The sequence below is a fragment of the Streptomyces viridifaciens genome (assembly GCF_001888885.2).
Classification (GTDB): Bacteria; Actinomycetota; Actinomycetes; order Streptomycetales; family Streptomycetaceae; genus Kitasatospora; species Kitasatospora aureofaciens.
In genome coordinates, this window is record NZ_CP090840.1 from 425,111 (window position 1) to 449,470 (window position 24,360).

The window sequence follows — 24,360 nt, forward strand, 5'->3', positions numbered from 1 at the left end:
TGAGGGGCTGTCAGGTGTCGTAGTCGCCCTCGATGGTCCAACGCCCGCCCATGACGGCCAGCAGTAAAGCCCTCCCGTCGTCGACGACGACCTGCATCCGCGCGGTGCGCCGCGCCTGCTCCGGGTCCCACCAGCGCTCCTGCTCCGGCCACGGACCAGCCCAGGCCACCACCCGGCTCACACCGCCGGGCAGGACCAGACGCGCGGGAGCCGAGCGGACCTCGGCGCGGGCGCTCACCTCGACGTCGCGCCCGCCCGCGTCCAGCAGCCGCACCGCCGCGGGCTGCGCCGGGACATGGGTGGGCGACGGCGCGGGCAGCCGTCCGGGCCAGGGCCCGTCCGCGCGGCGCTCCTGATGGGCGTCCCCCCACGGCGTGTGCACCACCCGGTCGCCCGGGGCCCGCCCACCGGCCAGGTCGACAGTCACCGGGGCGCTGTGGCCGAGGATCGCCTGCACCCGCGCCACCGCGCGCTCCGCCCGGGCCCGCGCTTCCTGGTCGCCGTCCTCCAGGGACAGCTGGCGGCCCGGATCCTTCACCAGGCCGTCCGGGACCAGGCGCAGTGCCACCACCCCGCCGGACGCCTCGTCGAAAAGGGCGCGCTGCTGCCAGGCCTGCAACTGCCAGCGCACCCGCTCGGCCACCGCCCCCACGGACAGCACGCCCTCGTGGCGCCAGGTGCGGGAGGCGGTGGTGCCGTCGGCGCACTCGACCTCGACGTCGACGCGCTCGCACGCCAGCCCGGCCGCCGCCAGGTGCTCGTGCAGGCGCTCCGCGAGGGCGCGCGCGGTGAACACCAGCGGCTCCGCGAGCAGGACGGGCTCGTCGAATCGCTGCTCAGCTGTCAGGTCCGCCCCCGGGGGCCGGGCCACGACCGGACGGGCCTCCAGCCCGCGGGCCAGGCGATGCGCGAGCACGCCGGCCTGGCCGAAGCGGTCCGCGACGCTCGCGGTCGGCAGCGCGGCGAACTGGCCGATGGTCGCCAGCCCGAGCCGGCCCAGCAAATCGGCGAGCCGCGGCTCCCCCAGCTCCGCCACCGGATACGGCGCCAGGAACCGGGCACTCGCCCCCACGGGGACGATCTGCTGCACGCGAGCGGCCAGCCGCGCGGCGAACAACCCATCAGCGATCCCGACCCGGCACGGATGCCCCATCGCCTCGACCGCGTCCATCACCCGCTCGGCCAACGCCTCCTCACCACCGTGGAAGCGTGCCGCGCCGCCTGCGGCCAGGGCCAGCAGGCCAGGCCGCACCACCTCCAGATGCGCGGCCAGGGCGCCCACCGCATCCGCGACCGGCTCGAACGCCTGCACCTCAAGATCGGGATCCCGGTCGAAGACCTCCAGGTCCGCAACCAGGGCCTGCGCCGAGCGCAGCTTCTGCCCGCCGCGGACACCGGCCGCCCGGGCCGCGCCGCTCGCGGCGAGGATCCGGCCGCGCTCGGTCACCGCCGCCAGGCACTGCGGCTCCGGCTCCCGGCCGAGCACCGCCACCACCGGCCAGTCCGGAACCCAGCCGGCCAGCACACGCCGAACGCTCTCGCTCATGTCACACCACCACCAGCGGGCCCCGGCCGGCGTGGGCGCGCCGCTGCGGTGCCGCCGCCGGTGCGGCGGGCCGTTCGACCAGGCGCACCGCGCCCTGCGCGTCCGGCAGCCACAGCTCCGCCCGCCGCTCCCGCGCCGCCGCGCCCCGCCCGCCGGCCACCACCGCCAGTCGCCGCGCCCGCAGCCGGCCACGCCCCTGCCCCAGCCCCTCCCAGACGCGCGAGACCACCCGCAGCCGCACCCGAGCCCCGGGCCACTCCCCCGCCACCACCACCGCGCACCCGCTGCGGCGGGCCACCGTGACCAGACGCTCGGCCACCGGGCCCGCCACCGGGGCTCCTTGCAGCAGCAGGAGGCCGAACCCGTCGGCCAGCGCCAGGGCGACCTCGGCCCGCCGTTCGCGCGGGGCGTCGACCACCACCAGGCGGCCGACGTCGACGCCGAGTTCCGCCGCCGCGAGCGCGCCGAGCCCGTCGAAACCGAGCGCCGCGCAGTACATGCCGGAGGCGGTCGCGGCGGCCGCGAGCGCGAGCGCCAGCGCGGTCGCGCCGCCGGTCACCGACACGACCGCACCCGGGCGCAGCCCCCGCTCCGGGAGCAGGCCCTCCAGGGCGGGCAGCACCGGGACCAGCGGTCCGGGACGGGACAGCTGGAGCCGGGGGGCCAGCGCTGCGAGGGTTGCTTCCACACCCCCAGCATCGAACATTCGTGCGAAGCCAGGCAAGCGGAATCGCCACTCTCACTAAATCGGTCACCCGTTCGAATGACTGTCATTACTGCAGGTCACGGACTTGCCGGTGCGGTAGTGTCCCCGCATGCCGCAGCCCCGCGGCGCGGGACGCTCATCCGAAGGAGGCCGGAACATGGGGCCCCTCGGGCGCACCTGGCGGCTGCCGTTCCCGCTCGACCTCGCCCACGTCATCGGCCCGCTCCACCGCGGTGCCCGCGACCCCGTCTCGGCATGGTCACCCGGCGAGCTGTGGCGCACCTTCCGCACCCCGGCCGGCACCGGCACCCTTCGCATCACCGCCCGCCCCGCGACCGGCGAAATCCATGCGACCGCGTGGGGCGAGGCGGCCGACTGGCTTCTCGAGCGCCTGCCGACCCTGCTCGGCGCGACCGACACCCCCGAGCAGCTCGTCCTGCCACCCGGGCCGCTGCGCGAGGCCCAGCGCCGCAACCCGGGCCTTCGCCTGTGCGCCACCGGCCTCGTCCTGGACTCCCTGATCCCCGCGATCATGGAGCAGAAGGTCACCGTTCTCGAGGCGCGGCGCGGCATGCGCTACCTCGTCCGCCGCCACGGCACCCCAGCGCCCGGGCCCCGCCCCGACCTGCGGGTAATGCCTTCGGCCCGCCAGTGGGCCGCGATCCCCAGCTGGGAATGGCACAAGGCCGGCGTCGACCCCAAGCGCGCGGCCACGATCCTGCGCGCCGTCCGCCTCGCACCGCGGCTCGAAGAAGCCTCGACCATGGCCGGCGCGCAGGCCTTCGAGCGCCTCATGACCGTGCCCGGCATCGGCATCTGGACCGCCGCCGAGACCCTCCAGCGCTCCAACGGCGACCCCGACGCCGTCTCCGTCGGCGACTACCACCTCGCCAACCACATCGGCCACTTCTTCACCGGCCGCGCCCGCAGCACCGACGAGCAGATGCTCGAACTCCTCGCCCCCTACGCGGGCCAGCGCCACCGCGTCTGCAAACTCGCCTTCCTCGCCGGCGCCAGCGCCCCACGATTCGGCCCCCGCCTCTCCCCCAACGACCACCGCAAAAGATGATCACCCCGCCGAACGGCCAGCAGGCGGGAAGGCCTGCCGCACGAGCGACACCGTCTCGGCCGGGCTCAGCCGGCGCCCGTCGTAGCCGACGGTCGCGCAGTAGGCGATGACCAGATGCATGATCGCCTGCCGGCGCAGCTCGACGGGGGCAGCGTGCCACACCTCGGCGGCGCTTTCCTCGCCGCGCTCCCACAAGGCGAGCCTCAGCGACAGGACCAGCGCGACGTCGGGCTGAGCGGTACGAGCGGTCAGCCGCAGCCGGTCGGCTGCTTCGTGCGGCGGCAGCCCGTAAGCGGGCCGGACGGCCAGGGCGGAGAGCAGTCGGCACGTGCCTTCCCACATGGCCTCGGTGCCGCGTTGCTCAAGCTGGGCGGTCAGCCATCGGGCCGCCTCGGCGTGGGCTGTTGCCACGGTGTCCTCGAGGGCAGCCGACAGGAGGTCCTGGAGCTGGAGATCGCTGCTGCTCATCCTGGGACCGTACTGCGCCGGTCGTCGCGCTGAGACGGCGGCATCCGCCGTGCTTCGCCCTGCGGATTCATTCTCGGCCGGCTGGGGAAGCCGTGACAGACTCGACGTCGTCCTGGCGGCACCCGAGGTCGTGATGGAGGTCGCTGCCGACGTCGCCCGTGACAGCGCCGGCCGGTGGCGCCACCCCGTCCGCCCGCACCGCATCCGCACGGACATGGGCGGCCGGGACGTCCCGCTCTTCGGCGCGTAGGACCGGGATGCGCCATCCAGCGAGAACAGGCGCGAGTTCGCCGATCGGGATCGACCCCGCCAGGTGCGGGCGCGCCGCCGGCTCCGAGACCTTCCCTTGAACGGAGGACGTCCGCCGGACTCGAGGCCGCACCGGCCATACAGTTCGAAGGTGGCCAGCAAGCCGCCGACCGACTTCGACGCGATCGCCGACGCGCTCTACGTCCTTGCTCCGACCGCCTTCACCGCCGCCCGAAACGAACGCGCCGACGAGGTCAAGAAGTCAGACCCGCAGCTCGCCAAGGCGATCCGTGCCCTGCACCGCCCCACGCTCGCCGCGTGGGCCGCGAACCTCCTCGCCCACCGGCACCACGACCTGGTCGGGCAGCTCATGGACCTCGGTCAAGCCCTGCGGGAAGCTCAGGAGCACCTCGCCGGCGAGCAACTGCGTGGCCTCGCCGACCAGCGCCGCCTGCTGATCCGGGCGCTGACCGAGCAGGCAAGGCGGGACGCGGCGGCGGCCGGTCACCCGCTCGCCTCGGACGCGGTCGCCGACCTCGACCGGACACTGTCCGCCGCGCTCGCCGACCCGGACGCCGCCCGGGCCCTGGCCGAAGGCCGGCTGACCGCCGCCCTTGAACCGCCGCTGTGGCCGGGCGCCGCTCCCAGCAGGACGGAGGCCGGACAGCCGGACCTTTCGACCGACGTCGGCGCCAGCCCGGACACCGGCACACCGCCAGCCAGAAGGCGGCCGGCCGCGGAACGACGCTCGCACCGTGCCAGTGCCACCGACGCGCCGCCCGGCGACAGGCAGGACGCGGCCGCACAGGCCCGGGCCGAACGCGAGTGGGAACGAAAGCGTGAGAAGGCCCGGATCGCCGTGGCCGAAGCCGAACAGGCCGAGCGGGAAGCCGCCGATCGGGCCGCCGAGGCCAAACGGGAGCTGCGTAGCGCCAGAGCGTCCCGGCAGCGGGCGCAGGACGAGGCCGATCGTGCCGAGGCCGCGCTCGTTCAGGCACGGGAGCGCGACGACCGTGCGCGGGACGCCCTCGCGCGGGCCGATGCCCTGGTGCGGGACACCGAGACCGCGAGCGACTTTGCCCGCGGCCGGGTGGCCCGTGCCCGGGAGGCCGCTCGGGAGGCAGCCGAGCGGCTGCGGCGACTGGAGAACGACTGACCGCAGAAGCCCGGCTGGACGCGGCTTGCGGGGGGGGTTGGGTGGGCGGCGACTGCCCAGGCGTCCGGTAGGGCGTCGTCGTACCGCTGCCGAGCGGGGCCCAGCAGGGCGGCGACGCCCGTCGGCCCAACACCGCGTGCGGACACGCCGGTCTGGCGGCGACGCTGGCCGTGACCCGCCCTCGCACCGGCTGGCGGGCGCGCCAGGTCGAAGGGAGCCCATCATGGCTCGACCCATGTGAACTGGAGTGCTCACCTTCGGCCTGGTCAGCGTGCCGGTCGCCCTGTACACCGCCACGCAGTCCCACGACGTCCACTTCCATCAACTTCAGCGTGGTACCTCCGACCGGGTCCGCAACAAGCGCGTCAACGAACGCACCGGCAAGGAAGTCGACTACGCGGACATCGTCAAGGGCTACGAGGTCACCGAGGGCGAGTACGTCATCGTCGAGCCCGACGAACTGGAGCAGATCTCCCCCGGCCGCTCGCGCACCATCGACATCGCCGGCTTCGTCGACCTCGCCGACGTCGACCCCATCTTCTTCGACCGCACCTACTACCTCGGCCCCCGCGGCAAGGAGTACCAGAAGGTCTACGCCCTCCTGGTCGAAGCCCTAGAACATGCGGGCAAGGCCGGGCTCGCGATGTTCGCGATGCGCGGCAAGGAGTACCTGACCGCCGTGAGATCCGAAGGCGGGCTCCTCGAGCTGCACACCATGCACTTCGCCGACGAGGTCCGCAACCCCCACTCCGAGGTCGGTGACCTGCCGGAGAAGGTCAAACTCTCCCCGCAGGAGGTCAAGACCGCCGAGCAACTCATCGGCATGCTCGCCATCGAGTGGAAACCCGACGAGTGGCACGACACCTACGAGGAACAGGTCAAAAAGCTCGTCCAGGACAAGCTCGCCGGCCGCGAGATCGCCGTCTCCACCGGACCCGCCCCCGAGGCCACCAACGTCATCGACCTCATGGACGCCCTGCGCCGCAGCCTCGAAACCGCCCGCCGCAAGGGCGGACCGGCCGAGGAGCCCAAGAAGACGCGCGCCGACCAGACCCCAGCCGCCCGCGCGAGCCGCTCCCCCAAGCCCACCGGCGGCAAGAAGACCACCGCCGCCAAGGCCGGCCCCGCGGCGAAGACCACCAAGCGCGTCAGCGCCACCGGCAAGCAGCAGCTGTCCCAGCTCACCAAAGCCGAGCTCTACAAGCGCGCCGCCGACCTCGACATCCCCCACCGCTCTGCCATGACCCGCGACGAACTCCAGCAGGCCCTCGAACACGCCGGCCGGCCACGACGCAAGGCATCCTGACCGGCCGGATCAAAAGCGCGAGCAGCCACAGGTGCGCGGTGGCGGGCGGAATCGCAGTGCACGATCACCGTGCCGGTCGTGACACGTCACCGCTCAGGAGCGGGAAGCACTCTTCGACCAGTGCAGTCAGATGAGCGGCCCGAGATGGGGAGAGGCCATGGATGTACTCGAACACGTAGATCTCGCTTTCAACAACCAGGCCGATGGGTCTCCTACTCGTTGAACGGTGATCTCGACGTCTCACTCACCAGCCAGCTCGTCCAGGATCTGGCTGTAGTACCGACGCCGTTCGGTCAGCGTCTGGGCGACCTCGTCGTCGATGTTCTCGTCCATTTGCCTGAGGTGCTCCCGGAGGTTGTCCCGCTGAGGATGCTTCGAGGCACTGACGTACTCAACGGTGTGAGCCACGCCAGCAGCGACCAGCAGGCGGTGCGGCAGTCCGCACCAGGTGTCGAAACTCCGGCAGATTGCGTTCCACAGGAGCCAGACGTCCTCGACCCGGCGCTCCTCGGCGACCATCAGGGCTGCGAGCTCAATGCTGTGGCTGAATCCCCAGGAATGCCCGTGGCGCCGTGTCTCCTGGACCAGCAGGTATCGGGCGAAGTCCCCAACGCTGAGGTCGGGGGCGAGGATCAAGGCTTCGAGGACCTGCTGCCGGTCCTCCCAGCGGATGTCGACGGGCAGACCGTCATCATCGTGTCGTCCATCGAACTCCAGAAGCTCCCACCGTTCTGGGTCCTCGCACCACCAGGCCAGGTCGGGTACCGCGGGACGGCTCATCGGTGATGCTTCCGTTCAACTGAGGGAGCGCTGGCTCGAAGGCCTGGGCCGGATGCAGAGGTTCGCGCCTAGCATGGGGCCGTGGGGTGCACCGCCACAGTTTCGCGCCTGCCCCGAGGAATACGCCATCGGATTCGGACGGAGCCACCCCGCCATGGATCTGGACTCCTTCACGAATCCACGGTCAGCGCTCCGGCCCGGTCACCCTGACCCACCCAGGCAACAAGCCGGCAACCATCACGGTCAATCGCGACGGCAACCAGATCGCCGTCATCCCCGCAGCCCGGCATCACGGCGTCCTTACCATGATCGACAGCGGCCTCGACCTCACCCGCCACCTTGAGGCCAGTTGGTCACCACCTCGGCCGCGGCCAGCTTATAGAGCGCCGAGGTTGCATCGGCGACGGCGGCCGTGGCCGCCGCGCGCTCAAGAAGCAGCGCCTTGTCGTGGGCCCGGCCCGGCGGGCCGTAGACGGTTGGGCAGCGGTCGGCGCGCACCCTCCACCCGCATCACCACGCCCACGTTCCTCTTCCTCGACGTGCTGGCCGGGCAGTACGCGACAGGAATCCACGACACCACGCCCGCACCGTCGAAGCAGCGCCGTGCCGCTGCCGACTGCGGCAGACAGGCGATCAGCCATCAAACCCGGGAGTCTGGGCAGTCCGGGAGCCCTCCCGGGCATCTCCCGATCAACCCTCGGGCCCTCACCCAGCGCGATAGAGTGATCACTTATCCTCCGGGCGGTCACGTCTGCGGGGTGGATGAGGGGGTTCACACATGACGACGCGGAGAATGCCCGCGCATCTCGCAGTGGCTGCCGCCGCTGTCGTGCTGATGGCGGGCTGCACCAGCGGAGCAGCGGGAGGCGGCGAAGGCATCGCAGCTGGCGGGGTGGCTGCCACCTCGCCTGCCGCACATTCTCCAACGCCTTCGCCGACCCTCAAGGGCTACGACCCGCCGACCAAGTTTTCCCAGGGCCGATTCTCCAAACCCCTGCCGGAGAACACGCGCGCCGCCGATGTCCTCCTCGATGGCACCACCTACTACATCGCCGACAACCACGGCCTCGAGGCCGACGTCCTGTATGGACACGACATGGTTGGCATTGCGAACTCCACACACTCCGGCAACCTGCACTCGCCGCCGGTCCTCGCCCAGGTCGGCGACAGGCGGGTGGTCCTCACCGCGGTACGGATGGTTATCGAGGGCCAGGGCACGTCCGTGGACCGCACCGGTGTCGAGCTGGTCGCTCTGTCCACTTCGAAGGGCTCGGACTCCTGGACCGTCCCGATCGACCTTCCGCAGGACTACACCAGCATCAGCTCCCTCACGGTGCTCGGGGTACGCGGTACGACGGCGGTGGTCGCCGGGGCGGATGCGGACCACGGCCTCGTCTGGGCCGTGGACCTTGCCGCGAAGAAGGTCCTCTGGACGCAGAAGGGCTTCACCGGCGCCCAGCTCACCGACGACCAGGTCGTCGGTCTCGTCTCGCCGGAGTACACCAAGCACCGGGTGTCGGCTCTGAAGATCGTGGACGGAAGCACCGCGTGGACTGCGGATCAGACCTACGACCTGCTGGACACGACCCTCACCCCGGCCGGACCCAACCGGGTAGCAATCCAGGGGCGCAGCTTCGTCGGCTTCAAGAGCTCCGCCTGGATGCTCGACAGCACGACCGGCAAGCAGATCTTTGACTTCAGCGGCGGCTCGACGCCTTTCGGCTGCGCCTACGACGAGCGCTCGGTGACCGTCTGCGCGGACAAGGACATCGCCTTCGCCTTCGACACGGCAAGCGGGAAGACCCTGTGGCGCCTGCCCGACGACGCCAAGACCCGGTTCGCTCCCCGCGTGAGCACCGCCTGGCACGGCGTCGTCTACGGCACGACCTCAAGGGGCCCGGTGGCCCTGGACGCCGTCACCGGCCAGGATCTGCCCAGCCCGCCGACGCTCGCCCCGCTCCTCGTCAATAACTACATGAGCATCGGGAGCCCCGACACCGACGGCACCGCGCTCTCGGTTTACCCCGCAGTTGGCTGACCATCAAGCCTCCGGCATCGCCAACTCGGTAGGGCCCGTCAGCGAGCCCTCCTTCCCCAAGAGAAGCGCATTGGAGCAGCTGTCATCCCGGTGTGTCACGTTGGCCGCGAGCGAGCCATCGATGCCCACTGTGCGGTGACGAACGACAAGGAGGCGCGGCTCACCATGATGGCGATGCTCGGCCGCCTCGCTTCCGGCGACGCTGACAGCGCCGCCCCGGTGGTGCGCTGGCGCCGGGCCGCCTTCGGCCTGCCCGGCGCGGTGGCCTAGAAGCGGCCCGCCTTTGGGAGACAGCAGTGTCGTGCCGTGTCCTACTGCGGTTCGGGACGCGCGGCGAGGATCTCCTCGTGCAGGACGATGAGGGCGCGCTCGGTGTGCGCGGATGCTGTCCCAGGCCATGGCGGGATCGGTGATCGGGTATGGGAGGCCGAGCTGCTGGTAGGCCTCCAGGAGGTCGCGGCCGGGCTTCGGGTGGACGGTGCTGTTGTGTATCTCCCGGACGCTGTCCAGGGTCTTGACCGCGCGCCCGACCGCGTGGGCGTCAATGGTTGGCAGCGTGTGGGTCAGCCAGTCCTTCAGCCGCCCGAGCACGTGGTCGGTCTTCACCCCGGGGACCTTGCCGACCCTGAGCCTGCTGAGCATCTCGGTCAGAACGGTGATCCCGGTCTGGAGGCCGTCTTCGTCGTCGACGTCGAAGGCCAGGAGTGCCGAGCGGTCCACCGGCGGCCGCGGCGCGAACCCTTCGACCTTGAGGACCATCTCGGCGGTCACGTCCAGGACGCTGAAGGCCCGCAGCAGCGCACGGGCGTCGGTGTAGGGCAGTGGCTTGACGGTGGGGTGGGGATGGCTGCGACGACGACGGCGGAGAGGTACTCGGCGACGGAGGCGAAGTCAGCCTCCGGCAGCAGGGAGCCGGGCTGCACCGACTCGATCCGGGCGTTGGCGTCCTGGCCGGATATGCGCAGCCCCGGCCACTCATGAGCTGCGATGAGCTCGGCCCGCCTCGCGATCTCATCCGATGCCCCAGCGCGGGCGAGTACCTTCGCGAACGGCGCCTCGGCGGCGCTGGTGGCGTGGGGGTTGGTGAGGATGTACTCCTGGGCCTTGCTGGCCGTGCGCATGGCCTCCAGCAGGATCTCGCAGATCCCGGCCGCGGTCTCGTCGCCCTGTAGGTGGTACAGCGCGGCCAGCGTCAGGCGCACCTCACCGTCCGTCCTGGGGTAGCCGTCGCGATCGGAGAGGACGGCGCGGTAGCCGGCGTTCCAGCTACTCAGCTGGGCCACCGGGACATTGCGCAGCACGGTGTCGGCGTCGATCCCCTGGAGGCGCAGTACGTGGGCGACGTTTCCGAACATCGGGAACCGCCCGTTCGCCGCGAAGGGCTCCCAGACGGTTCGCAGGAGAACGCTCTCCTCGGGGGTGAGCGGGTCCATCAGCGTGCGCACGTGCTGCCTCCGTTTCGGCTTGTCCGTCGGAGCCTACTGCCGCGCTGCGGGCCGGGCGGGACCGACCGGTGAAGGCGGTCCCGAGGAGCCGGGTCAGCAGTGGGTGACGAGCTTGGCGGCGATGTCGGCCAGGGACGCCGGGTTGGGCGCCGCCGCGATGACGTCGGCAGCTTCGGCCGCGTCGACGTTCTCGGCCAGCAGGTAGACGGGCGCGCCTGACACCTCGCCCGGCAGATCCAAGGCGGCGACGACGTCAGCCGTCGGCTTCCGCTTGGATGCGGTAGCCGCAGTCGGGCAGGTGATGGCGATCCGCCACTCGCGGCCATGCTGGTCCTGCACACGCCGCCCGTCGCGCTCGTACAGATGCGGGGTGCCCTCCTCCGGCTTCGCCTTCTCTGCCGGCGGCCCCGCAAGGCGGCGGCGGTCCTGGAAGAAGCTGCCCTGGTCCGGGTAGATCCTCGGCGGCACCAGAGCCGCAGCCAGCTGGCCGTCCAGCCACGCGTCGTACAGCGGATCGACCTTCGCGTGCTCGCTGCGCCAGGCGCCGAACGACGGATGCTCTGCGAGCCGGCCGAACAGCGTGCGGGCCCGGTCTGCGAGCTCGCCGAGTTCGACGGCGAGGTAGCGCTCGCCTGACAGGCCGACGTCGACGGAGCCGCCGTTGCGACTGAGGGCGGCGCAGCGCCGACTGGCGCTCTCCAGCTCGGCTTGGGCCCCTTCGATGTCGGGACCGGAGCCGCTCGACGCCAGCATCTCGGCTTCCTGGAGGCGGTCGATCGCCCGCTGGCGGCGGCGGGCCGCTTCCAGGGCCTGGTCCATGCGTGCGACGCGGTCACGGCAGATCGCCTCCTGGGCCCTGAGACAGCACACGATGTGGGCCCAGACGTTGCGCGTGATCCGGGGCTCCTCGGTGCCGTCCTTGCGGCCCCGGCGCCGGGTGGCCCGGGCGGTGCCGTGGTCGATGGTGCGGGCGAGGACCGCCGCGGCCTGGCTGGCGGAGACGCCGACCGAGAGCATCTGGTGGAACAGGTCCCGGTCGCGTTCGCTTCCGTAGCGCTCGTAGGTCTGCTGGAGCCGCTGCTCCGGGCGCAGGGCGTCCCGGGCGAGGTCCTGGATCTCGTAGAGATACAGCAGTGCCTCGGCCAGACTAGGGCCGTCGGCCTGGGAGGGCGTGAACCGGCCCGCCGGTGCGGCGAGCTGGGCGGGCAGGCGGCACCTCAGGTTCAGGTCCGAGACCTCGAAGCGCAGCGGGTCGTCGCGGAGCAGGCGCTCGACCGGGCCGAGATCCCGCGGCTCATGGCGCAGCGTCACTTCCAGGCGGTAGTCGGTGTTGGCGACGATGCGTTGCAGGTCCTCGAACGACGGTGCGCTCCGGCCGGTCTCGTAGCGACTCAGGGCCGTTTGCCCGACGCCGCTGTCCTCGGCGAGGGCGGACTGGCTGAGGTTCCCCGTCCTGAGCCGGGCTTGCGTGATCAGCCAGCCCGCGGGGATGACTGCGTCCGGGTTCGGGTGTCGGGCCATACTTCCTCCAGCGTTATGCCACTTGGAACTAGCGCTATGCTATTTTGGCATAGGCGGAGCTGTGGAGTCAGGAATTTGGCGCATCCTGGGGATGTGGCAGGGAAGGTCTCGCGGGCGCCCGCGCACGCCGTGGTCATCAGGCCGCCGTTCGAGCTGATGCGGCCACGGCCCGCAGCGGTGCTGCCCGCGCAGGACGCGTTCCCTGGCGGGGTCCTGTACGAGGTGAAGCTGGACGGCGTCCGCGCGGCCGCGTGGCGCGGGGACGGCGATGTCCAGCTATGGTCGCGCCAGGGCAACGAGCTGTCCGCCCGCTTTCCCGAACTGCTCCCCTCGCTTCGGGCCGTCGTGAAGCCGGGCATGACCCTGGACGGCGAGATCTGCGCTTGGTCCAAAGGGCGGCTCGACTTCCGGCAGCTCCTGCGCTCCCCCGCCCGGCGCCGTGCGGAGGGCGCCGCCCTGAGCTGCGTTGCCTGGGACGTGCTCTCGCGCCCGGGCGAGGACCTTCGCGATCTTCCCCTCTCCGTACGGCGGCACCTCCTCGAGGAGCTGCTCGCCGACGCGGGCGCCCAGGTCCAGCCGGTGATGGCCACCCAGGACAGGCAGCAGGCGCTCGGCTGGTTCGAGGGGCTCGTCCAGGCTGGCGTCGAGGGCATCGTGGGCAAGTCGCTCGCCGGCCGGTACGCGCCCGCAACGCCGGCGCGCGTCTCCTGGGTGAAGGTGCGCCACCAGGCGACCTCGGACGCCCTGCTGCTCGGAGTGACCGGCTCGGTGCGAAGACCGGACGCGCTGCTGGTCCAGCTCCCCGATGGCCGGCGCGAGTTCACGTCGCCGCGCCTCACCCCGGCGCAGGCCGGCCAGGTCGCCGAGGCCATCACCGGTCTCCTGCGGCCGCCCGAGACCGACGCCCCGGTGCGCCGGCTCACCGAGCCATATCCCGTGGCCGAGGTCCTCACGGGAAGTGGGCGCCACGCCACGGTTCGCTTCGTCCGCCTCCGGCCACCGGAGTAGACCCGGCCGGACCGGTCAGTCGTGATCCAGGGCGCCGCGAGCCACGCCGTCGGCCCAGCTGCCGACGACCGCCACCGAGTAGCCCACCGCGAGGAACTCCGGCACCTGGGAGGTGCGCACCTCCATCCGCCAGTGCGCCGCCGGGCAGCCGCTGCCGTCGGCCTGGTCCGGGAGCCACCGGAAGGTCAAACCCCTGCGTGGGGAGCCGGGCATCCGGGCGCAGCGGCCAGGCGGTTACAGCTGCCCGCTGGTGACCTGGCCGCTGTCGGCCCTGGTCCGAATGGGGGATCCGCACAGGAACCATTCCCGGCCGGCGTCGTTCGGCAGAGGCGATCCGCTCATGCCGATTCGAAGGGACGATCCGCACGTGATTTTGAAGGCCTCTGCCACCACAGCCGCTCTCGTTTTCCTCGCCCTGTCGATGGCTCCACCCGCCGCCGCGGCGCAGCGCTCCTCCGATGCCTGCACCCACAACTTCTACGGCACCAACACCACGCGCCCGGACGTGTGCATCGAGATCCATGGGAGGGGCACCTGGGCCGAGCGGGTGTCGCCCGCTGGGTCAACGGCAGTGGTCAGCTCGACCGGTGGGGCGTGCTGCACGAAGGGAACGGCAGGTCCGTCCACGGCGATGTCCGGGCCCACGACGCGGGCAGGGACCTGGTGGCCGAGTGGCGCGACATCCGCCTGGAGAAGGGGAAGGCCTGTGTCTCGTTCACCGGGCTCGAGAGCTGGGCCTGTCAGGAGGTCAAGCCGTAGCCGCCCTTCGAGCAAGGGGTGGGCCCCGCCTGGTGCTTGGCGGTACAGCGCTCCTATTCTCCCCTGTCTGCCAGGGCCTCTGGCAGCATACGGCTGGATCCGAGTTACATGATCGAAAGTGAGAACGACGAACCGCACTGAACTGGTCGCAGCTCTCGCCGACCGCGCTGAGGTCGCGAAGAAGGATGCCGAAGCGGTCCTCGCGGCGTTCGCTGAGATCGCCGGGGAGACCGTCACAAAGGGCGGGAAAAGCTACTGACCTTGGCGCTTCGAGGTGATTGGCCTGTTTGTGTAGCTGACTGACGGCCATGTGCGCGCTATGCCGTTGGTATGCGCTATGCGGATGGGGGCGGGCTGACGGCGAAGGCACGTCAGCGCCGCGAGGCGGTGCGGCTGGAAGCCGCCGAGTTGTTCGACGAAGGTGTCCCACCGAAGGAGGTTGCCCGCAGGTTGCGGGTGACCACGAAGTCGGCCTACCAGTGGCACCAGGCCTGGCGGGAGGGCGGGGCCGGGGCGCTGGCTTCACGGGGACCGGGTGGGCAGCGTTGCAAGCTGTCGGCGCGGTGCCGGGCGAAGCTGGCCGAGTACCTTGAGCAGGGGCCGGCCGTGCACGGCTGGGACGAGGACCAGGTGTGGACCGGCGCTCGGGTGGCGACGCTGATCGGGCGGAAGTTCCACGTCACTTACAGCGTCTCGGGGGCCACCCGCCTGATGCACCGACTCGGCTTCACCCCGCAGGTCCCCACGCGGCGTGCCGCGGAACGCGACGAGCAAGCCGTGTCCGCGTGGATGGAGGTGACCTGGGCGGAGGTAAAAGCACCCGGGCGGCCTGCGACGGATGGCTCTGCTTCGAGGACGAAGCCGGGTTCACCCGCAGACCGCCCAAGGCACGCACGTGGGGACGCCGTGGCATCACCCCGGTCGTGAGGGTGGGCGGCCGGGGCTCCGGACGGGTCTCGGTCGCCGGGCTGATCGCGATGCGGCCGGGCTCGCGGACCCGGCTCTGTCACCGGCTGCGGTGCCATACCGGGCGCAAGGGCGAACGCCGCAGCCTGTCCGAGCGCGACTACATCGGGCTGATAGACGGGGTCCACCAGCTGGTCAAGGCGCCGATCGTGCTGGTGTGGGACCGGTTGAACACCCATGTCTCCCATGCCATGCGCGACTTGATCAACGCGCGGGACTGGCTGACGGTGTTCATCCTGCCCGCATACGCACCCGAGCTGAACGCGGTCGAGCACCTATGGGCCCACGTCAAACGCAGCCTGGCGAACCTCGCCAGCGTCGCTCCGGAGCGACTCGCCGCGCTCGTCCGCAACCGCCTCAAACAGCTTCAGTACCGCTCCGACGTCCTCGACGGCTTCCTCGCCGGGACCGGACTCTCCCTCGACCTCCCACCGCCATCACCTTGAAGCGCCGAAGTCAGTAATGCTCCCGGGCTTCCTGACCCTGGAGCGCACCCACCGCGCTGCGCGAACCGCGCGTAACCCGCAGACCGGCGAGCCGATCTCGATCCCGGCCGGCTACAGCGTCAAGGCGACGGCCGGCTCCAGGCTCAAGGAGGCCGCGAAATAGCAGCGGGTTCGGCGATGGCCGTGCGACCTCAGGGGTCGCACGGCCGACGTGGCCGCCAGCGCATACGGGACCGGCCACTCCGGGCGGTCCAAGCGGACACCACGGCAGCTTCCCGGACTACCAGGGCGCTGGCGCCCACACCGTTCGAAGGAAAGCGTCCTGCCGAAGACCTGGCTGGGCGGACACGACGGGGCACGCGTGGGACTAGCTGTAGGGCCGCTGGCGCGTCACCAGCACTGCTCCGCGCCGATCCAACAGTGGGTTGACGTACTATCTGGGCGCCGCACCCTTGCGTCGTCTACCCTGAGCGCCGGATGCATCATGCAACTGGCGTGCCGGAGGGGGCTGAGGGAATGCCAGGGACAACAGGGGCAACAGGGTTCGGGGTGAACCCGCAGGATCTGCGCGACGCAAGCGCCGCCGGGCGTGCGGTGGCGGCGGGCATGCGGCAGGACCTGACGCAGGACTTCGGCCAGATGCCGGACCTGGGCATGCCGAACTGGGTGTTCGCGGGCCCAGCCAAGGTCGCTGTCAAGGACCTGAGCGACCACATCGAGCGCGTCACCACCACCATGCTGGAACACGCCGCCGGTGTTCTGATCGACATCGCGAACTCCTACAAGACCACGGACGCGAACGTGGCCTCGTCGCTCGCCGTTCCGGCTCCGGAGGGCCAGGGCTGATGGCGTACTACTGGGGGATGCTCAGGGCGGCCGATCTCGGCGGTCTCAAGGCAATGACGAACGCCGTGTCCACGTTCGAGGGCCACTTCAAGACGCGAATCACCGAGTGGCAGAAAATGCAGCGGGACCTGGCCTCGTGCAGCTGGCACGGGCCGGCCTCGGATTCGACCGACACCGCCTTGCAGGAGCGCACCAACCAGCTGTTCCTGGTCGACCAGGCGATCGAGGACCTGCGCGTGGTTCTGACGGATGCCATGGACACTCTCCTTCTCCTGCAGGCCCGGCAGAAGGCACTCGTCGAGAACGCGGCCGCCAGCGGCCTTCGGATCGCGGAGGGTGACGAGAACACCGCGCCTGTGGTGGAGATCCTGCCGCCCGGCAAGGGTGATGAGGCCGCGCGGCACGACCCCGAGTGGGTCAAGGCCATGGAGGCGGCCCGGGACAAGCTCGCGAAGGCGGTCGACGACCTGGGCGGCGAGGTGAAGACCATGGACGACACCGTCACCGCGGCGCTGGGGCGGCTCGACAACACCTACCTGAGCGCCGGGGACTTCACCCCGGAACGGCTCGCCGACGTCCAAAAGGACATCGACCGCCTCGACAAGGACACGAACCTGAAAATCGGGGCGCCCCCCGGAAGCCCTGGCGGGAACCGGCAGTGGTGGGACTCCCTGCCCGAGTCCACACGCCAGCAACTCCTCCATGACCACCCCGGCCAGATCGGGGCCCTGCAGGGCCTGCCCGCCCAGACACGGGACGAGGCCAACCGGCTCTATCTGCCCCAGCTGCGCGACCAGATCGCGCAGAGCCTGGCCGGCACCGGCCCCCAAGTGCACGCCAGCCAGACCGATCTCGACGGCCTCAACGCCTTGCAGAAGCAGCTCGACACCGTCACGCACCCGCCGCAGCTTCTGCTCAGGGTCGATACCCCGATGAATCAGCCCGGCCCGTCGGCCGCCGTCATCGCCTACGGCAATCCGGACACGGCTACCAACATCGCCGCCTACGTTCCTCCGAACCCGGCAGCGGGAACCGTGGCCGGCGATGCGGCGACTGCGCGCGCCCTTGCTGTGGCTGCGGGGAAGGCGGATCCCACGAAGACCACGGCGAGCCTGGTCGCCCTGAGTCTGGGCCCTCCTGGCGACCCGGGCCTGACCCCCAGTTCCCGGCCGGGGCGCCCGCTGCGGGAGTCCTCCACCGCCGTGGACATGTTCCGCAGCCTGGCGGATTCCCATCAGGGCAATGGCGCCACGGTGAGTGAGATTTCCGCCGTCCCGGAGGGGCAGGGCTCCGGGTATGCCATCGCCCGCACTCCGTTGGACAAGTACCGGTGGAACCTCTCGGACCTCAAGGAGGACCCGTGTACTTCTGATGCGGTTGTGGCCAGGACACCGGGCGGCCTCGACGATCCCTCCTCCCACCACGCCGTCGTCAACGCGATCATCGGCTACCCGTAGGAGGACGCAACGTAGGTTGTCACGATGACCGAATTCCTGTCGCGGTGGATCACCATAGAGGCTCCGCCGCAGTAAATCCGGCATTTACTGCGGCACCGCCTGACCAGCCGTCGGCGAGAGGAAACCGATACGACCCGGAAGCGGAATCACTGTTACCGCTAATCGCTGTACCGCCGACCCTCGCCATGAGCTCAGTCCCAAGCCCTACTCAGCGCTGCACGTCCGTTCACCGTAGCTGTACGAGAACAGGGCCGACCCGGTCGGCGGCCCTCTGCCGACGGCTGACCGGACACCTGTCAGCAGGACCCGGCGATACGGGTGATGGCTTCGGTGAGGGTCTGCGGTGCGCAGCCGAAGTTGAGCCGGGCGAAGCCGGAGAAGCCGTAGCGGTGGCCGGAGTTCAGGGCGACTTTGGCGGTGTCGAGGATGCGGGCGGCGGGGTCGTCGCCCCAGCCGAGGTCGCGGAAGTCGATCCAGGCCAGGAAGCTGGCCTGTGGCGGCGTGTAGTGCGCTGCGGGGAGGTGCTTGTCGAGGAGTTCGGCGAGCAGGGCCCGGTTGCGGTCGAGGACGTCCAGGACTTCGGCGAGCCAGGGGTCGCCGTTGTTGAAGGCGGCCACGGTGGCGATCACCCCCAGGTGTCCGGTGCGGTAGAGGCTGTGGGGTGACATGCGGTCGACGTACCGCTGCGGTGCCGGGTCGGCGGTGATGATCGTGGCGGCCTTGAGGCCGGCCAGGTTCCAGCCCTTGCTGGCGGACAGGAACGCAAAGCCCCAGCGCCTCGCCTCGTCCGACACCGACAGGAAGGGAACGAAGTCCGCCCCGGGAAGGACGAGCGGGGCGTGGATCTCGTCGGCGAGGACGAACACGCCGTACTTGTCGGCCAGTTCGGCGAGCGCGACCAGGTCCTCGCGCGGATGTACCAGGCCGAGCGGATTGTGCGGGCTGCACAGCAGGTACGCCCTGGCCCCGCCGGCGAAGGCCCGTTCCAGGGCGTCCAGGTCCAGACGCGGACCCCGTACGGTTCCGTCAGCCAGGGGCGCTTCGGTCAGCGGCGCCTCGACGACCCGGGCGCCCACCTCCTGCACCCACCAGGAGAACGGCTCGTAGACCGGCGGGCTGATCACCACGCTGTCGCCGGGGGCGACGATGCGGCGCAGGGTCTCGACGATGCCGATCCCGACATCGGCGACGGTGTGCACGCCCTCGGGGTCGATCGGCCAATGCCAGGTGCGGTGGGCGTAACCGGCGACCGCTTTGGCGAGATCAGCCGTGGGCGCCGCGTAGCCGGTGTCGGAGTGGCGGATGGCCTGGTGCAGCGCGGCGGCGACCGGCCCGGCGAGCGGGAAGTCCATCTCGGCGACCGGGAGCGGGAGCACGTCGTGGGGGAAGGTCTGCCATTTCGCGCTGCGGCGCCGGCGGAGTTCGGCGAGCGGCGGTATCCGGAAGGTGCTGCTCATCGGGGGACTCCTCAGGGGCTGAGACGGCTGAAGGGGCGAGACGGCGGATCCGCGGCACATCGCCATGCTCGCCGCCGGAAGACGTGTCGCACTTCCGGTAATCTGCCAACCAATGACAGAAATCCGCCACGAGCCCGTCGCGCCCACCCGCACCCAGTGGCTGCCCCCCGGAGCAGCCATCAACGCCCACCGGCACGACGACCACCAGATCGTCTACGCGGGCCGCGGCGTGCTGGCCGTGACGACCAGCACGGGCTCATGGATCGCGCCCGGCACCCGCGCCATCTGGGTACCGGCCGGCACAGTCCACGCCCACCAGGCGCACGGCGAGCTCGAACTCCACCTCGTCGGGCTGCCCGCCGGCGACAACCCTCTCCTCCTGGACCGGCCGACCGCCCTGGCGGTCGGCCCCCTCCTGCGGGAGCTGATCCTCGCCTACACCCACGCCCCGCACGACGACAGCCCCGAACGCGGCCGACTGCGGGCCGTACTCCTCGACCAGCTGCGGGCCTCACCCCAGCAGCCCCTGCACCTGCCCACCCCGACCGCCCCGCAACTGAAGACCATCTGCGGGATCCTGCGCGCGAACCCGGCCGACAACCGCACCCTGGCCGCCCTCGGCCGGACAGCCGGCGCAAGCGACCGCACGCTCTCCCGCCTCTTCAAGACCGACCTCGGCATGACCTTTCCGCAATGGCGCACCCAACTGCGCCTCTACCACGCCCTCGTCCTGCTGGCCGAGAACACCCCGGTCACCACCGTGGCCCATCTGTGCGGCTGGTCGTCCGCCAGCGCGTTCATCGACGTCTTCCGCCGCACCTTCGGCCACACCCCCGGAACCCACCTGAACCAGCCCTCGACAGGCTGACTAGCGGCCGGGAGTCAGGGATTGCGCAGCCTGGGGGTCTGTACGGTCTTCGGCTCTTACAAGATTTTCGTAGTCGGTGATCGCCCTCGGCTCTGGGTCAGCTGAGCAGGATGCGCTGGCGTAGAAGGCGGTGTCCGGCGCGGCCATAGGTCTGCCGTTTGAGCAGCTTGATCTTGTTGTTGACGCCCTCGGTACGGCCGTTGTGCCAGGGCAGGGTGAGGGCGTGGTCGACGCCGGTGCGGTCGCGCTCGAGGCCGGTGGCGTAGGCGTGCAGGAACGGCAGGTCCGTGGCCCGGACCCGTGTGATCCATTCGGTCAGCGCCTCGGCGTTGGCCGATTTCGGGGTGAGGAGGGCGGCGAAGTCGCCTACAGCGTCTGCCAGGGCAGTCATCTCCGGGCAGGCTCCGGCGAGTTGGTCACGCAGCACTCGCTGGTCCTCGCGCAGGTGGTCGGGGTTGGTGAGCAGGAGGCGGGCGGCCTTGCGCGGGGAGAGGTTGGCGTGGTCGGCCTCGACCCGGCCCTGGTTGATGTAGCGGACCAGAAGGTTCGCGCTGCCGGTGTAGCCCAGTTCCTTGATCTCGCGCAGGAGGTGGGTGACGGGCACGGCGGGGTCCTGGGCCCGGCGTCGGCGCAGGTGCTCGCGGTAGGGGTCGACCAGGGTGGGCCGGTAGAGGGGCGCCCGGACCAGGCGTTCGGGCTCGGTGTGGCGGGCGTAGCGCTTGACCGTGTTCAGCGCGAGGCCCAGACGGCGGGAGCATTCCAGCAGGCCGACCCCGGCCTCGAGGAGTTGGTGGACCTGCTGCCACCGCTCGAGGGTGGTAGCGGCGCGGGTGCCTTCCCGAAGGGGCGGGCCGGCCTTGGCCCAGCATGCGCTGTGGGCTGCGATTTCCTTCTGAGCGGCCTCGGCCAGTCCGTGCCACAGGTGCCAGCGGTCGCAGACTTGAGTGATCCCGGGGTCGGCATCGGTGGTGGCCTGGGCGAAGCCCCCAGCTCCGTCCCGGCAGACGGCCTCGATGCCGGGGTGGGCCTTCAGCCAGGCGGTCACCGTCTCCATCTTGCGGTCCGGCAGGACATCGATGCGCTCGCCGGTGGCGGCGTCGATCAGGATGGTGGCGTAGCGGTGGCCCCGGCGCAGGGCGAACTCGTCGATGCCCAGCACCCGCGGGACGACCCGGGCGGGCAGGCTCATGCGCATCAAGCAGTTCAGCACGCCCGCCCAGGTCAGCGCGTGGTGCAGCACGCCCAGCAGGCGGGCCCCGGCCGACCCGGCCAGTGCCACGGCGACCGCGTCGACCACCTTCTGCAGGGCTGGCGTGCGACGCTGGTAGCGCCGCGTCAGCCCGTCGATCTGCTCGGCGAAGGTGACCTTCTCGCAGGCCGGGTTCTCGCAGTACAGGCGGCGCACCGATAAGTCGATCACGACCGCCCACCGCTTCGTCTGCGACATGCCGCTCGTATCGAGAGTGCACCCAGTCCGACGACTGCCCGCACAACGGACACGCCGCCGGCAAGTCATCCCTGGTCCGGGCTGTGATCCTCAGCAGATCCCCGCTGGCCTCCACGCGCTTGACCTGCACCGCGGCCAACTGCGGCAGCAGGTCCCCCACCACGACAACACACCCAGACAGCGTCTCACCGCCAACCAAGATACGCCATAGGCGAGTTGAAGCGATCACCGGTTACGAAAATCTTGTAAGAGCCGTTCGCTGGACAGACCCACAGCAGGCGCTGAGGTCTCAGCCAAGGCTGAGGCGTACGACCGAAACTCGTCGACTTCACCTATGCGGCGGGGTTCGTGGGCAGGAGCCGGGCGAGCCAGTCGGTGCGGGTTCGACGGGCTGTGGACGAGATGTGTGCCTGCGGGTACAGGGCGTCGAATCCGTGGAAGCCGCCTGCCCAGACGTGGAGTTCGGCCTGGCCGCCGGCCGCCCAGATGCGGGTGGCGTAGGCGGTGTCCTCGTCGCGGAAGACTTCGGCGGAGCCGGTGTCGATGTAGGTGGTCGGCAGGCCCGCGAGGTCGTCGGCCAGGGCGGGTGAGACGTATGCGGGTACCTCGTCGTCGGTGAGGTCGCCGAGGAGGCAGCGCCATCCGAATCCGTTCATCTCGCGGGTCCAGACGCCGGGCCCGTTCGAGTACTGGAGGCTGGAGGTGGTGGTGTTGCGGTGGTCGAGCATGGGGCCGATCAGGACTTGGGCGGCGATCGTCGGGGTGCCGAGGTCGCGGGCCAGCAGGGTGACGCCGGCGGCGAGGCCGCCGCCCGCGCTGGCGCCTGCGACGATGATCCGGGCGGGGTCGATGCCCAGTTCGGCGGCGTGGTCGGCGATCCAGAGCAAGCCCTGGTAGCAGTCGTCGACCGGGATGGTGCCGGTGGACTCGGGCGCGAGCCGGTAGTCGACGGAGACCACGACGGCGCCGAACTCGTCGAGCCACTCCAGGGGGATGTCGATCTGTGAGAAGCGGTCGCCCATGACCATCCCGCCGCCGTGCATCCAGTAGACGCAGGGTGCGGCAGCGGTGCGATCGCTGTTCGCGGGGCTGAAGACGGACAAGGAGATCGGGGTGCCGTCCGGACTCGCAACGGTGGCCTCGCGCCGGTCGACGGCGCGACCTTCGAGGAGCGGTTCGACGGGCATCGAGGCGAAGGGGCGTACCTGCGCCAGCGCTTGCGGGCTGAGCTCGGACATCAGCGGCATGTCGGCCAGGAGTTCACGCAGTTCGGGGTCGAGGGAGGGGCGTGCTGTCACGGTCGTTGCCTCTCGTGGGTGGTGGAAGGACGGTCGGGCGAGGACGGGGGCCGCCTCGGTGGGCGCCGAGGCGGCAGAGGCCGGGGGTGGGGTGCCGGCGGTCCGGCGGGTCAGAGGGCCGATTTGCCGCCGATCGGAACAAGGTCGGTGTACTCGGAGTCCTTGGCGAGCAGCGGGTCGATCTGCGCCACTATGGCCTGGGCGGTCTTACCGGCGAAGACGCGGTGGTGGTCCTCCTCACTGGTCCAGCCTTCGGCGACGTGGACGACGTCGGGGTCGGACGCGGAGCGGGAGACGAGGTAGACGAGGCAGTATTCGCTCGCGCCGGGGTTGCCCTCGTTCAGTCCGGTCAGCAGTAGGTCGACGAGCCGGTCACCCATACCAGGCCTGGCGGTCAGGGTGGCGCCGAAGCCGTAGTCGGCAGTCATGGATTCCTTCTCTTCCTCTTCAGTGAATGGAGTGCGGTGATTCCATTCAAGTGGGTTGAACTGCAGAAACGTTAGACCGATACTCTTTTGCACTTGCACGATCCTCGCGACTTTGGGAACAGCAGCGCGGAATGGTGCTGCAATGGACGCATGCACCTCGAAGAACTCCGCACCCTGCTGGCCCGCCATGCGCGGCCCGACTGGACCACCGCCGTCGACGGCGTCCTCATCTCGAAGGTCGACCGCCCTGATCCGCCGGCGCCTTCGATGTCCGGCACGCTCCTGGCGGTCATCGCGCAGGGCGCCAAACGCCTCGCCCTGGGTGAGAGGGTGTTCGAGTACGGACCCGGGCAGTACCTGGTCGCATCCGTCGATCTGCCCGTCACAGGGCAGTTCACCCGGGCCGACCCCAAGCAGCCGGCGCTGGGGTTCGGCCTCGTCCTGGAACCCTCCGCCATTGCCGAGCTGCTGCTCGAGGCCGGGCCAGGAGACGCCCCCCGGAACAGCGGGGGCGCGCCGTCGGGGATCGCCGTCAGTGACGCTCCGGCCGCGCTGCTGGACGCGGTGGTCCGGCTGTTGCGCCTGCTCGACGAGCCCCGCGACCGGGCCGTACTGGCCCCGCTGGTCAAGCGCGAGATCCTGTGGCGTCTGATCACCGGCGAGCAGGGTGCGACGGTTCGCCAGCTGGGCCTGGCCGACAGCAGCCTCAGCCACATCTCGCGGGCCGTGCGCTGGATCCGCGAGCACTACGCGCAGCCCTTCCGGGTCGAGGACGTGGCGCGGCAGTCCGGCATGGGCGTCTCCGCCTTCTACCGCAACTTCCAAGCGGTGACCGCGATGAGCCCCATCCAGTTCCAGAAGCAGATCCGGCTCCAGGAGGCCCGGCTGCTGCTCGCCACCCATCCCGGAGACGTCACCGGAGTCGGCCACCGCGTCGGCTACGACAACCCGTCGCAGTTCAGCCGGGAGTACCGCCGCCAGTTCGGTGCGCCCCCCAGCCAGGACGCCGCCCGCCTGCGTCAGGCCGTACGTGCGCCGGCAGGTCTCCTGTCCTGAGCTGATGGCCCCTTCCGGAGGATCATGCAAGGAACAGCGA

The 24,360-nt window shown here is 70.7% G+C and carries 24 protein-coding genes and 3 pseudogenes; 14 read left to right on the plus strand and 13 right to left on the minus strand.

The features are described 5' to 3' along the window. Positions 1 to 10: 10 nt before the first annotated feature. Both BOQ63_RS01800 and imuA' read right to left on the minus strand, forming a co-directional pair. Positions 11 to 1,546 (minus strand): DNA polymerase Y family protein, encoded by a 1,536-nt coding sequence (locus BOQ63_RS01800; protein ID WP_465398272.1) that lies wholly within the window; start codon positions 1,544 to 1,546, stop codon positions 11 to 13. 1 nt (position 1,547) lies between these two features. After that, positions 1,548 to 2,234, minus strand: a complete 687-nt coding sequence (imuA', locus tag BOQ63_RS01805; protein WP_454129573.1) for a DnaE2-dependent mutagenesis accessory factor ImuA' — start codon at positions 2,232 to 2,234, stop codon at positions 1,548 to 1,550. A gap of 175 nt (positions 2,235 to 2,409) precedes the next feature. Between imuA' and BOQ63_RS01810 the strand changes: the two genes are divergently transcribed. Next, entirely contained in the window at positions 2,410 to 3,321 is a 912-nt protein-coding gene (locus tag BOQ63_RS01810) for a DNA-3-methyladenine glycosylase family protein (protein ID WP_072653194.1), read from the plus strand. On the opposite strand, the gene BOQ63_RS01815 is transcribed toward BOQ63_RS01810, so the two are convergent. Then, positions 3,322 to 3,789 carry a hypothetical protein gene (locus BOQ63_RS01815; RefSeq protein ID WP_454129575.1) on the minus strand — a complete coding sequence of 156 codons (468 nt, stop codon included), beginning with the start codon at positions 3,787 to 3,789 and terminating at the stop codon, positions 3,322 to 3,324. Between the two features lie 133 nt (positions 3,790 to 3,922). Between BOQ63_RS01815 and BOQ63_RS01820 the strand changes: the two genes are divergently transcribed. The 3 genes from BOQ63_RS01820 (at position 3,923) to ku (ending at position 6,500) form a co-directional block, all read left to right on the plus strand. Then, entirely contained in the window at positions 3,923 to 4,039 is a 117-nt protein-coding gene (locus BOQ63_RS01820; RefSeq protein WP_318277768.1) for an ATP-dependent DNA ligase, read from the plus strand. 150 nt (positions 4,040 to 4,189) lie between these two features. Further along, positions 4,190 to 5,194, plus strand: a complete 1,005-nt coding sequence (locus BOQ63_RS01825) for a hypothetical protein (protein ID WP_454129577.1) — start codon at positions 4,190 to 4,192, stop codon at positions 5,192 to 5,194. Positions 5,195 to 5,441: 247 nt separating this feature from the next. Further along, positions 5,442 to 6,500, plus strand: a complete 1,059-nt coding sequence (gene ku / locus BOQ63_RS01830) for a non-homologous end joining protein Ku (protein ID WP_454129579.1) — start codon at positions 5,442 to 5,444, stop codon at positions 6,498 to 6,500. 240 nt (positions 6,501 to 6,740) lie between these two features. Here the strand turns inward: ku and BOQ63_RS01835 are convergent, their stop codons facing one another. Together BOQ63_RS01835 and BOQ63_RS01840 are read right to left on the minus strand one after the other, a co-directional pair. Beyond that, the gene (locus tag BOQ63_RS01835; RefSeq protein WP_072653196.1) at positions 6,741 to 7,280 is read right to left on the minus strand and encodes a hypothetical protein; all 540 of its coding nucleotides are present in this window, start codon (positions 7,278 to 7,280) and stop codon (positions 6,741 to 6,743) included. Positions 7,281 to 7,607: 327 nt separating this feature from the next. Beyond that, positions 7,608 to 7,778 carry a hypothetical protein gene (locus BOQ63_RS01840; protein ID WP_167395633.1) on the minus strand — a complete coding sequence of 57 codons (171 nt, stop codon included), beginning with the start codon at positions 7,776 to 7,778 and terminating at the stop codon, positions 7,608 to 7,610. Between the two features lie 295 nt (positions 7,779 to 8,073). Between BOQ63_RS01840 and BOQ63_RS01845 the strand changes: the two genes are divergently transcribed. Next, positions 8,074 to 9,318: an outer membrane protein assembly factor BamB family protein gene (locus BOQ63_RS01845; RefSeq protein WP_143174592.1), complete on the plus strand. Its 1,245-nt coding sequence runs from the start codon at positions 8,074 to 8,076 to the stop codon at positions 9,316 to 9,318. 3 nt (positions 9,319 to 9,321) lie between these two features. On the opposite strand, the gene BOQ63_RS01850 is transcribed toward BOQ63_RS01845, so the two are convergent. The 3 genes from BOQ63_RS01850 to BOQ63_RS01860 form a co-directional block, all read right to left on the minus strand. After that, the gene (locus tag BOQ63_RS01850) at positions 9,322 to 10,089 is read right to left on the minus strand and encodes a hypothetical protein (protein WP_072653198.1); all 768 of its coding nucleotides are present in this window, start codon (positions 10,087 to 10,089) and stop codon (positions 9,322 to 9,324) included. Continuing rightward, on the minus strand, positions 10,086 to 10,763 hold the full coding sequence (locus BOQ63_RS01855; protein WP_072653199.1) for a hypothetical protein: 678 nt from the start codon (positions 10,761 to 10,763) through the stop codon (positions 10,086 to 10,088). Before BOQ63_RS01855 ends, BOQ63_RS01850 begins: the two co-directional genes overlap by 4 nt. A gap of 93 nt (positions 10,764 to 10,856) precedes the next feature. Continuing rightward, entirely contained in the window at positions 10,857 to 12,284 is a 1,428-nt protein-coding gene (locus BOQ63_RS01860; protein WP_072653200.1) for a helix-turn-helix domain-containing protein, read from the minus strand. A 93-nt stretch (positions 12,285 to 12,377) separates the two neighbouring features. Here BOQ63_RS01860 and BOQ63_RS01865 point away from each other — a divergent pair, with 93 nt between their 5' ends. Next, positions 12,378 to 13,292: an ATP-dependent DNA ligase gene (locus BOQ63_RS01865; RefSeq protein WP_167395634.1), complete on the plus strand. Its 915-nt coding sequence runs from the start codon at positions 12,378 to 12,380 to the stop codon at positions 13,290 to 13,292. A gap of 15 nt (positions 13,293 to 13,307) precedes the next feature. Here BOQ63_RS01865 and BOQ63_RS01870 read toward each other — a convergent pair whose 3' ends face one another. Continuing rightward, positions 13,308 to 13,481, minus strand: coding sequence for a hypothetical protein (locus BOQ63_RS01870; protein ID WP_167395635.1), 174 nt, complete (start codon positions 13,479 to 13,481; stop codon positions 13,308 to 13,310). A 405-nt stretch (positions 13,482 to 13,886) separates the two neighbouring features. Between BOQ63_RS01870 and BOQ63_RS01875 the strand changes: the two genes are divergently transcribed. The 6 genes and pseudogenes from BOQ63_RS01875 (at position 13,887) to BOQ63_RS01900 (ending at position 17,766) form a co-directional block, all read left to right on the plus strand. Then, on the plus strand, positions 13,887 to 14,051 hold the full coding sequence (locus BOQ63_RS01875) for a hypothetical protein (RefSeq protein WP_167395636.1): 165 nt from the start codon (positions 13,887 to 13,889) through the stop codon (positions 14,049 to 14,051). 118 nt (positions 14,052 to 14,169) lie between these two features. Next, positions 14,170 to 14,295, plus strand: a pseudogene (locus tag BOQ63_RS01880) (HU family DNA-binding protein); the annotation flags it as partial. A gap of 86 nt (positions 14,296 to 14,381) precedes the next feature. Continuing rightward, positions 14,382 to 15,463, plus strand: a protein-coding gene (locus tag BOQ63_RS01885; RefSeq protein WP_454129583.1) for an IS630 family transposase whose coding sequence is annotated in 2 segments (ribosomal slippage) — positions 14,382 to 14,867 and positions 14,870 to 15,463 — 1,080 coding nt in all. Because the reading frame shifts where the segments join, the coding sequence is not laid out codon by codon here. Between the two features lie 7 nt (positions 15,464 to 15,470). Continuing rightward, a pseudogene (locus BOQ63_RS01890) lies at positions 15,471 to 15,626 on the plus strand (HU family DNA-binding protein); the annotation flags it as partial. Positions 15,627 to 16,012: 386 nt separating this feature from the next. Beyond that, on the plus strand, positions 16,013 to 16,309 hold the full coding sequence (locus tag BOQ63_RS01895; RefSeq protein WP_072653201.1) for a hypothetical protein: 297 nt from the start codon (positions 16,013 to 16,015) through the stop codon (positions 16,307 to 16,309). Further along, positions 16,309 to 17,766, plus strand: coding sequence for a hypothetical protein (locus tag BOQ63_RS01900; RefSeq protein WP_072653202.1), 1,458 nt, complete (start codon positions 16,309 to 16,311; stop codon positions 17,764 to 17,766). The genes BOQ63_RS01895 and BOQ63_RS01900 overlap by 1 nt, the downstream gene beginning before the upstream one ends. Before the next feature lie 296 nt (positions 17,767 to 18,062). On the opposite strand, the gene BOQ63_RS01905 is transcribed toward BOQ63_RS01900, so the two are convergent. After that, complete coding sequence (locus BOQ63_RS01905) at positions 18,063 to 19,223, minus strand: MalY/PatB family protein (RefSeq protein WP_072653203.1); 1,161 nt, start codon at positions 19,221 to 19,223, stop codon at positions 18,063 to 18,065. Between the two features lie 112 nt (positions 19,224 to 19,335). Here BOQ63_RS01905 and BOQ63_RS01910 point away from each other — a divergent pair, with 112 nt between their 5' ends. After that, the gene (locus tag BOQ63_RS01910; protein WP_072653204.1) at positions 19,336 to 20,091 is read left to right on the plus strand and encodes an AraC family transcriptional regulator; all 756 of its coding nucleotides are present in this window, start codon (positions 19,336 to 19,338) and stop codon (positions 20,089 to 20,091) included. A 97-nt stretch (positions 20,092 to 20,188) separates the two neighbouring features. Here the strand turns inward: BOQ63_RS01910 and BOQ63_RS01915 are convergent. The 3 genes and pseudogenes from BOQ63_RS01915 to BOQ63_RS01925 all read right to left on the minus strand — a co-directional run bounded on the left by BOQ63_RS01915 (position 20,189) and on the right by BOQ63_RS01925 (position 23,264). Next, positions 20,189 to 21,719: pseudogene (locus BOQ63_RS01915) on the minus strand (ISL3 family transposase). 151 nt (positions 21,720 to 21,870) lie between these two features. Next, positions 21,871 to 22,785, minus strand: a complete 915-nt coding sequence (locus BOQ63_RS01920; RefSeq protein ID WP_072653824.1) for an alpha/beta hydrolase — start codon at positions 22,783 to 22,785, stop codon at positions 21,871 to 21,873. A gap of 161 nt (positions 22,786 to 22,946) precedes the next feature. Beyond that, the gene (locus BOQ63_RS01925) at positions 22,947 to 23,264 is read right to left on the minus strand and encodes a putative quinol monooxygenase (protein WP_072653205.1); all 318 of its coding nucleotides are present in this window, start codon (positions 23,262 to 23,264) and stop codon (positions 22,947 to 22,949) included. A 150-nt stretch (positions 23,265 to 23,414) separates the two neighbouring features. On the opposite strand from BOQ63_RS01925, the gene BOQ63_RS01930 reads away from it, so the two are divergent. Continuing rightward, positions 23,415 to 24,320, plus strand: a complete 906-nt coding sequence (locus BOQ63_RS01930; protein WP_072653206.1) for an AraC family transcriptional regulator — start codon at positions 23,415 to 23,417, stop codon at positions 24,318 to 24,320. Positions 24,321 to 24,360: the final 40 nt, after the last annotated feature.

Bases quoted from the DNA above. Each gene is read 5' to 3' on its own strand.
- BOQ63_RS01820 (WP_318277768.1), top strand. From the start codon at position 3,923: ATGGAGGTCGCTGCCGACGTCGCCCGTGACAGCGCCGGCCGGTGGCGC.
- BOQ63_RS01810 (WP_072653194.1), top strand. From the start codon at position 2,410: ATGGGGCCCCTCGGGCGCACCTGGCGGCTGCCGTTCCCGCTCGACCTC.
- BOQ63_RS01920 (WP_072653824.1), bottom strand. From the start codon at position 22,785: ATGCCGCTGATGTCCGAGCTCAGCCCGCAAGCGCTGGCGCAGGTACGC.
- BOQ63_RS01905 (WP_072653203.1), bottom strand. From the start codon at position 19,223: ATGAGCAGCACCTTCCGGATACCGCCGCTCGCCGAACTCCGCCGGCGC.
- BOQ63_RS01925 (WP_072653205.1), bottom strand. From the start codon at position 23,264: ATGACTGCCGACTACGGCTTCGGCGCCACCCTGACCGCCAGGCCTGGT.
- BOQ63_RS01930 (WP_072653206.1), top strand. From the start codon at position 23,415: ATGCACCTCGAAGAACTCCGCACCCTGCTGGCCCGCCATGCGCGGCCC.
- BOQ63_RS01900 (WP_072653202.1), top strand. From the start codon at position 16,309: ATGGCGTACTACTGGGGGATGCTCAGGGCGGCCGATCTCGGCGGTCTC.
- BOQ63_RS01815 (WP_454129575.1), bottom strand. From the start codon at position 3,789: ATGAGCAGCAGCGATCTCCAGCTCCAGGACCTCCTGTCGGCTGCCCTC.
- BOQ63_RS01835 (WP_072653196.1), bottom strand. From the start codon at position 7,280: ATGAGCCGTCCCGCGGTACCCGACCTGGCCTGGTGGTGCGAGGACCCA.
- BOQ63_RS01910 (WP_072653204.1), top strand. From the start codon at position 19,336: ATGACAGAAATCCGCCACGAGCCCGTCGCGCCCACCCGCACCCAGTGG.
- BOQ63_RS01800 (WP_465398272.1), bottom strand. From the start codon at position 1,546: ATGAGCGAGAGCGTTCGGCGTGTGCTGGCCGGCTGGGTTCCGGACTGG.
- BOQ63_RS01845 (WP_143174592.1), top strand. From the start codon at position 8,074: ATGCCCGCGCATCTCGCAGTGGCTGCCGCCGCTGTCGTGCTGATGGCG.
- BOQ63_RS01860 (WP_072653200.1), bottom strand. From the start codon at position 12,284: ATGGCCCGACACCCGAACCCGGACGCAGTCATCCCCGCGGGCTGGCTG.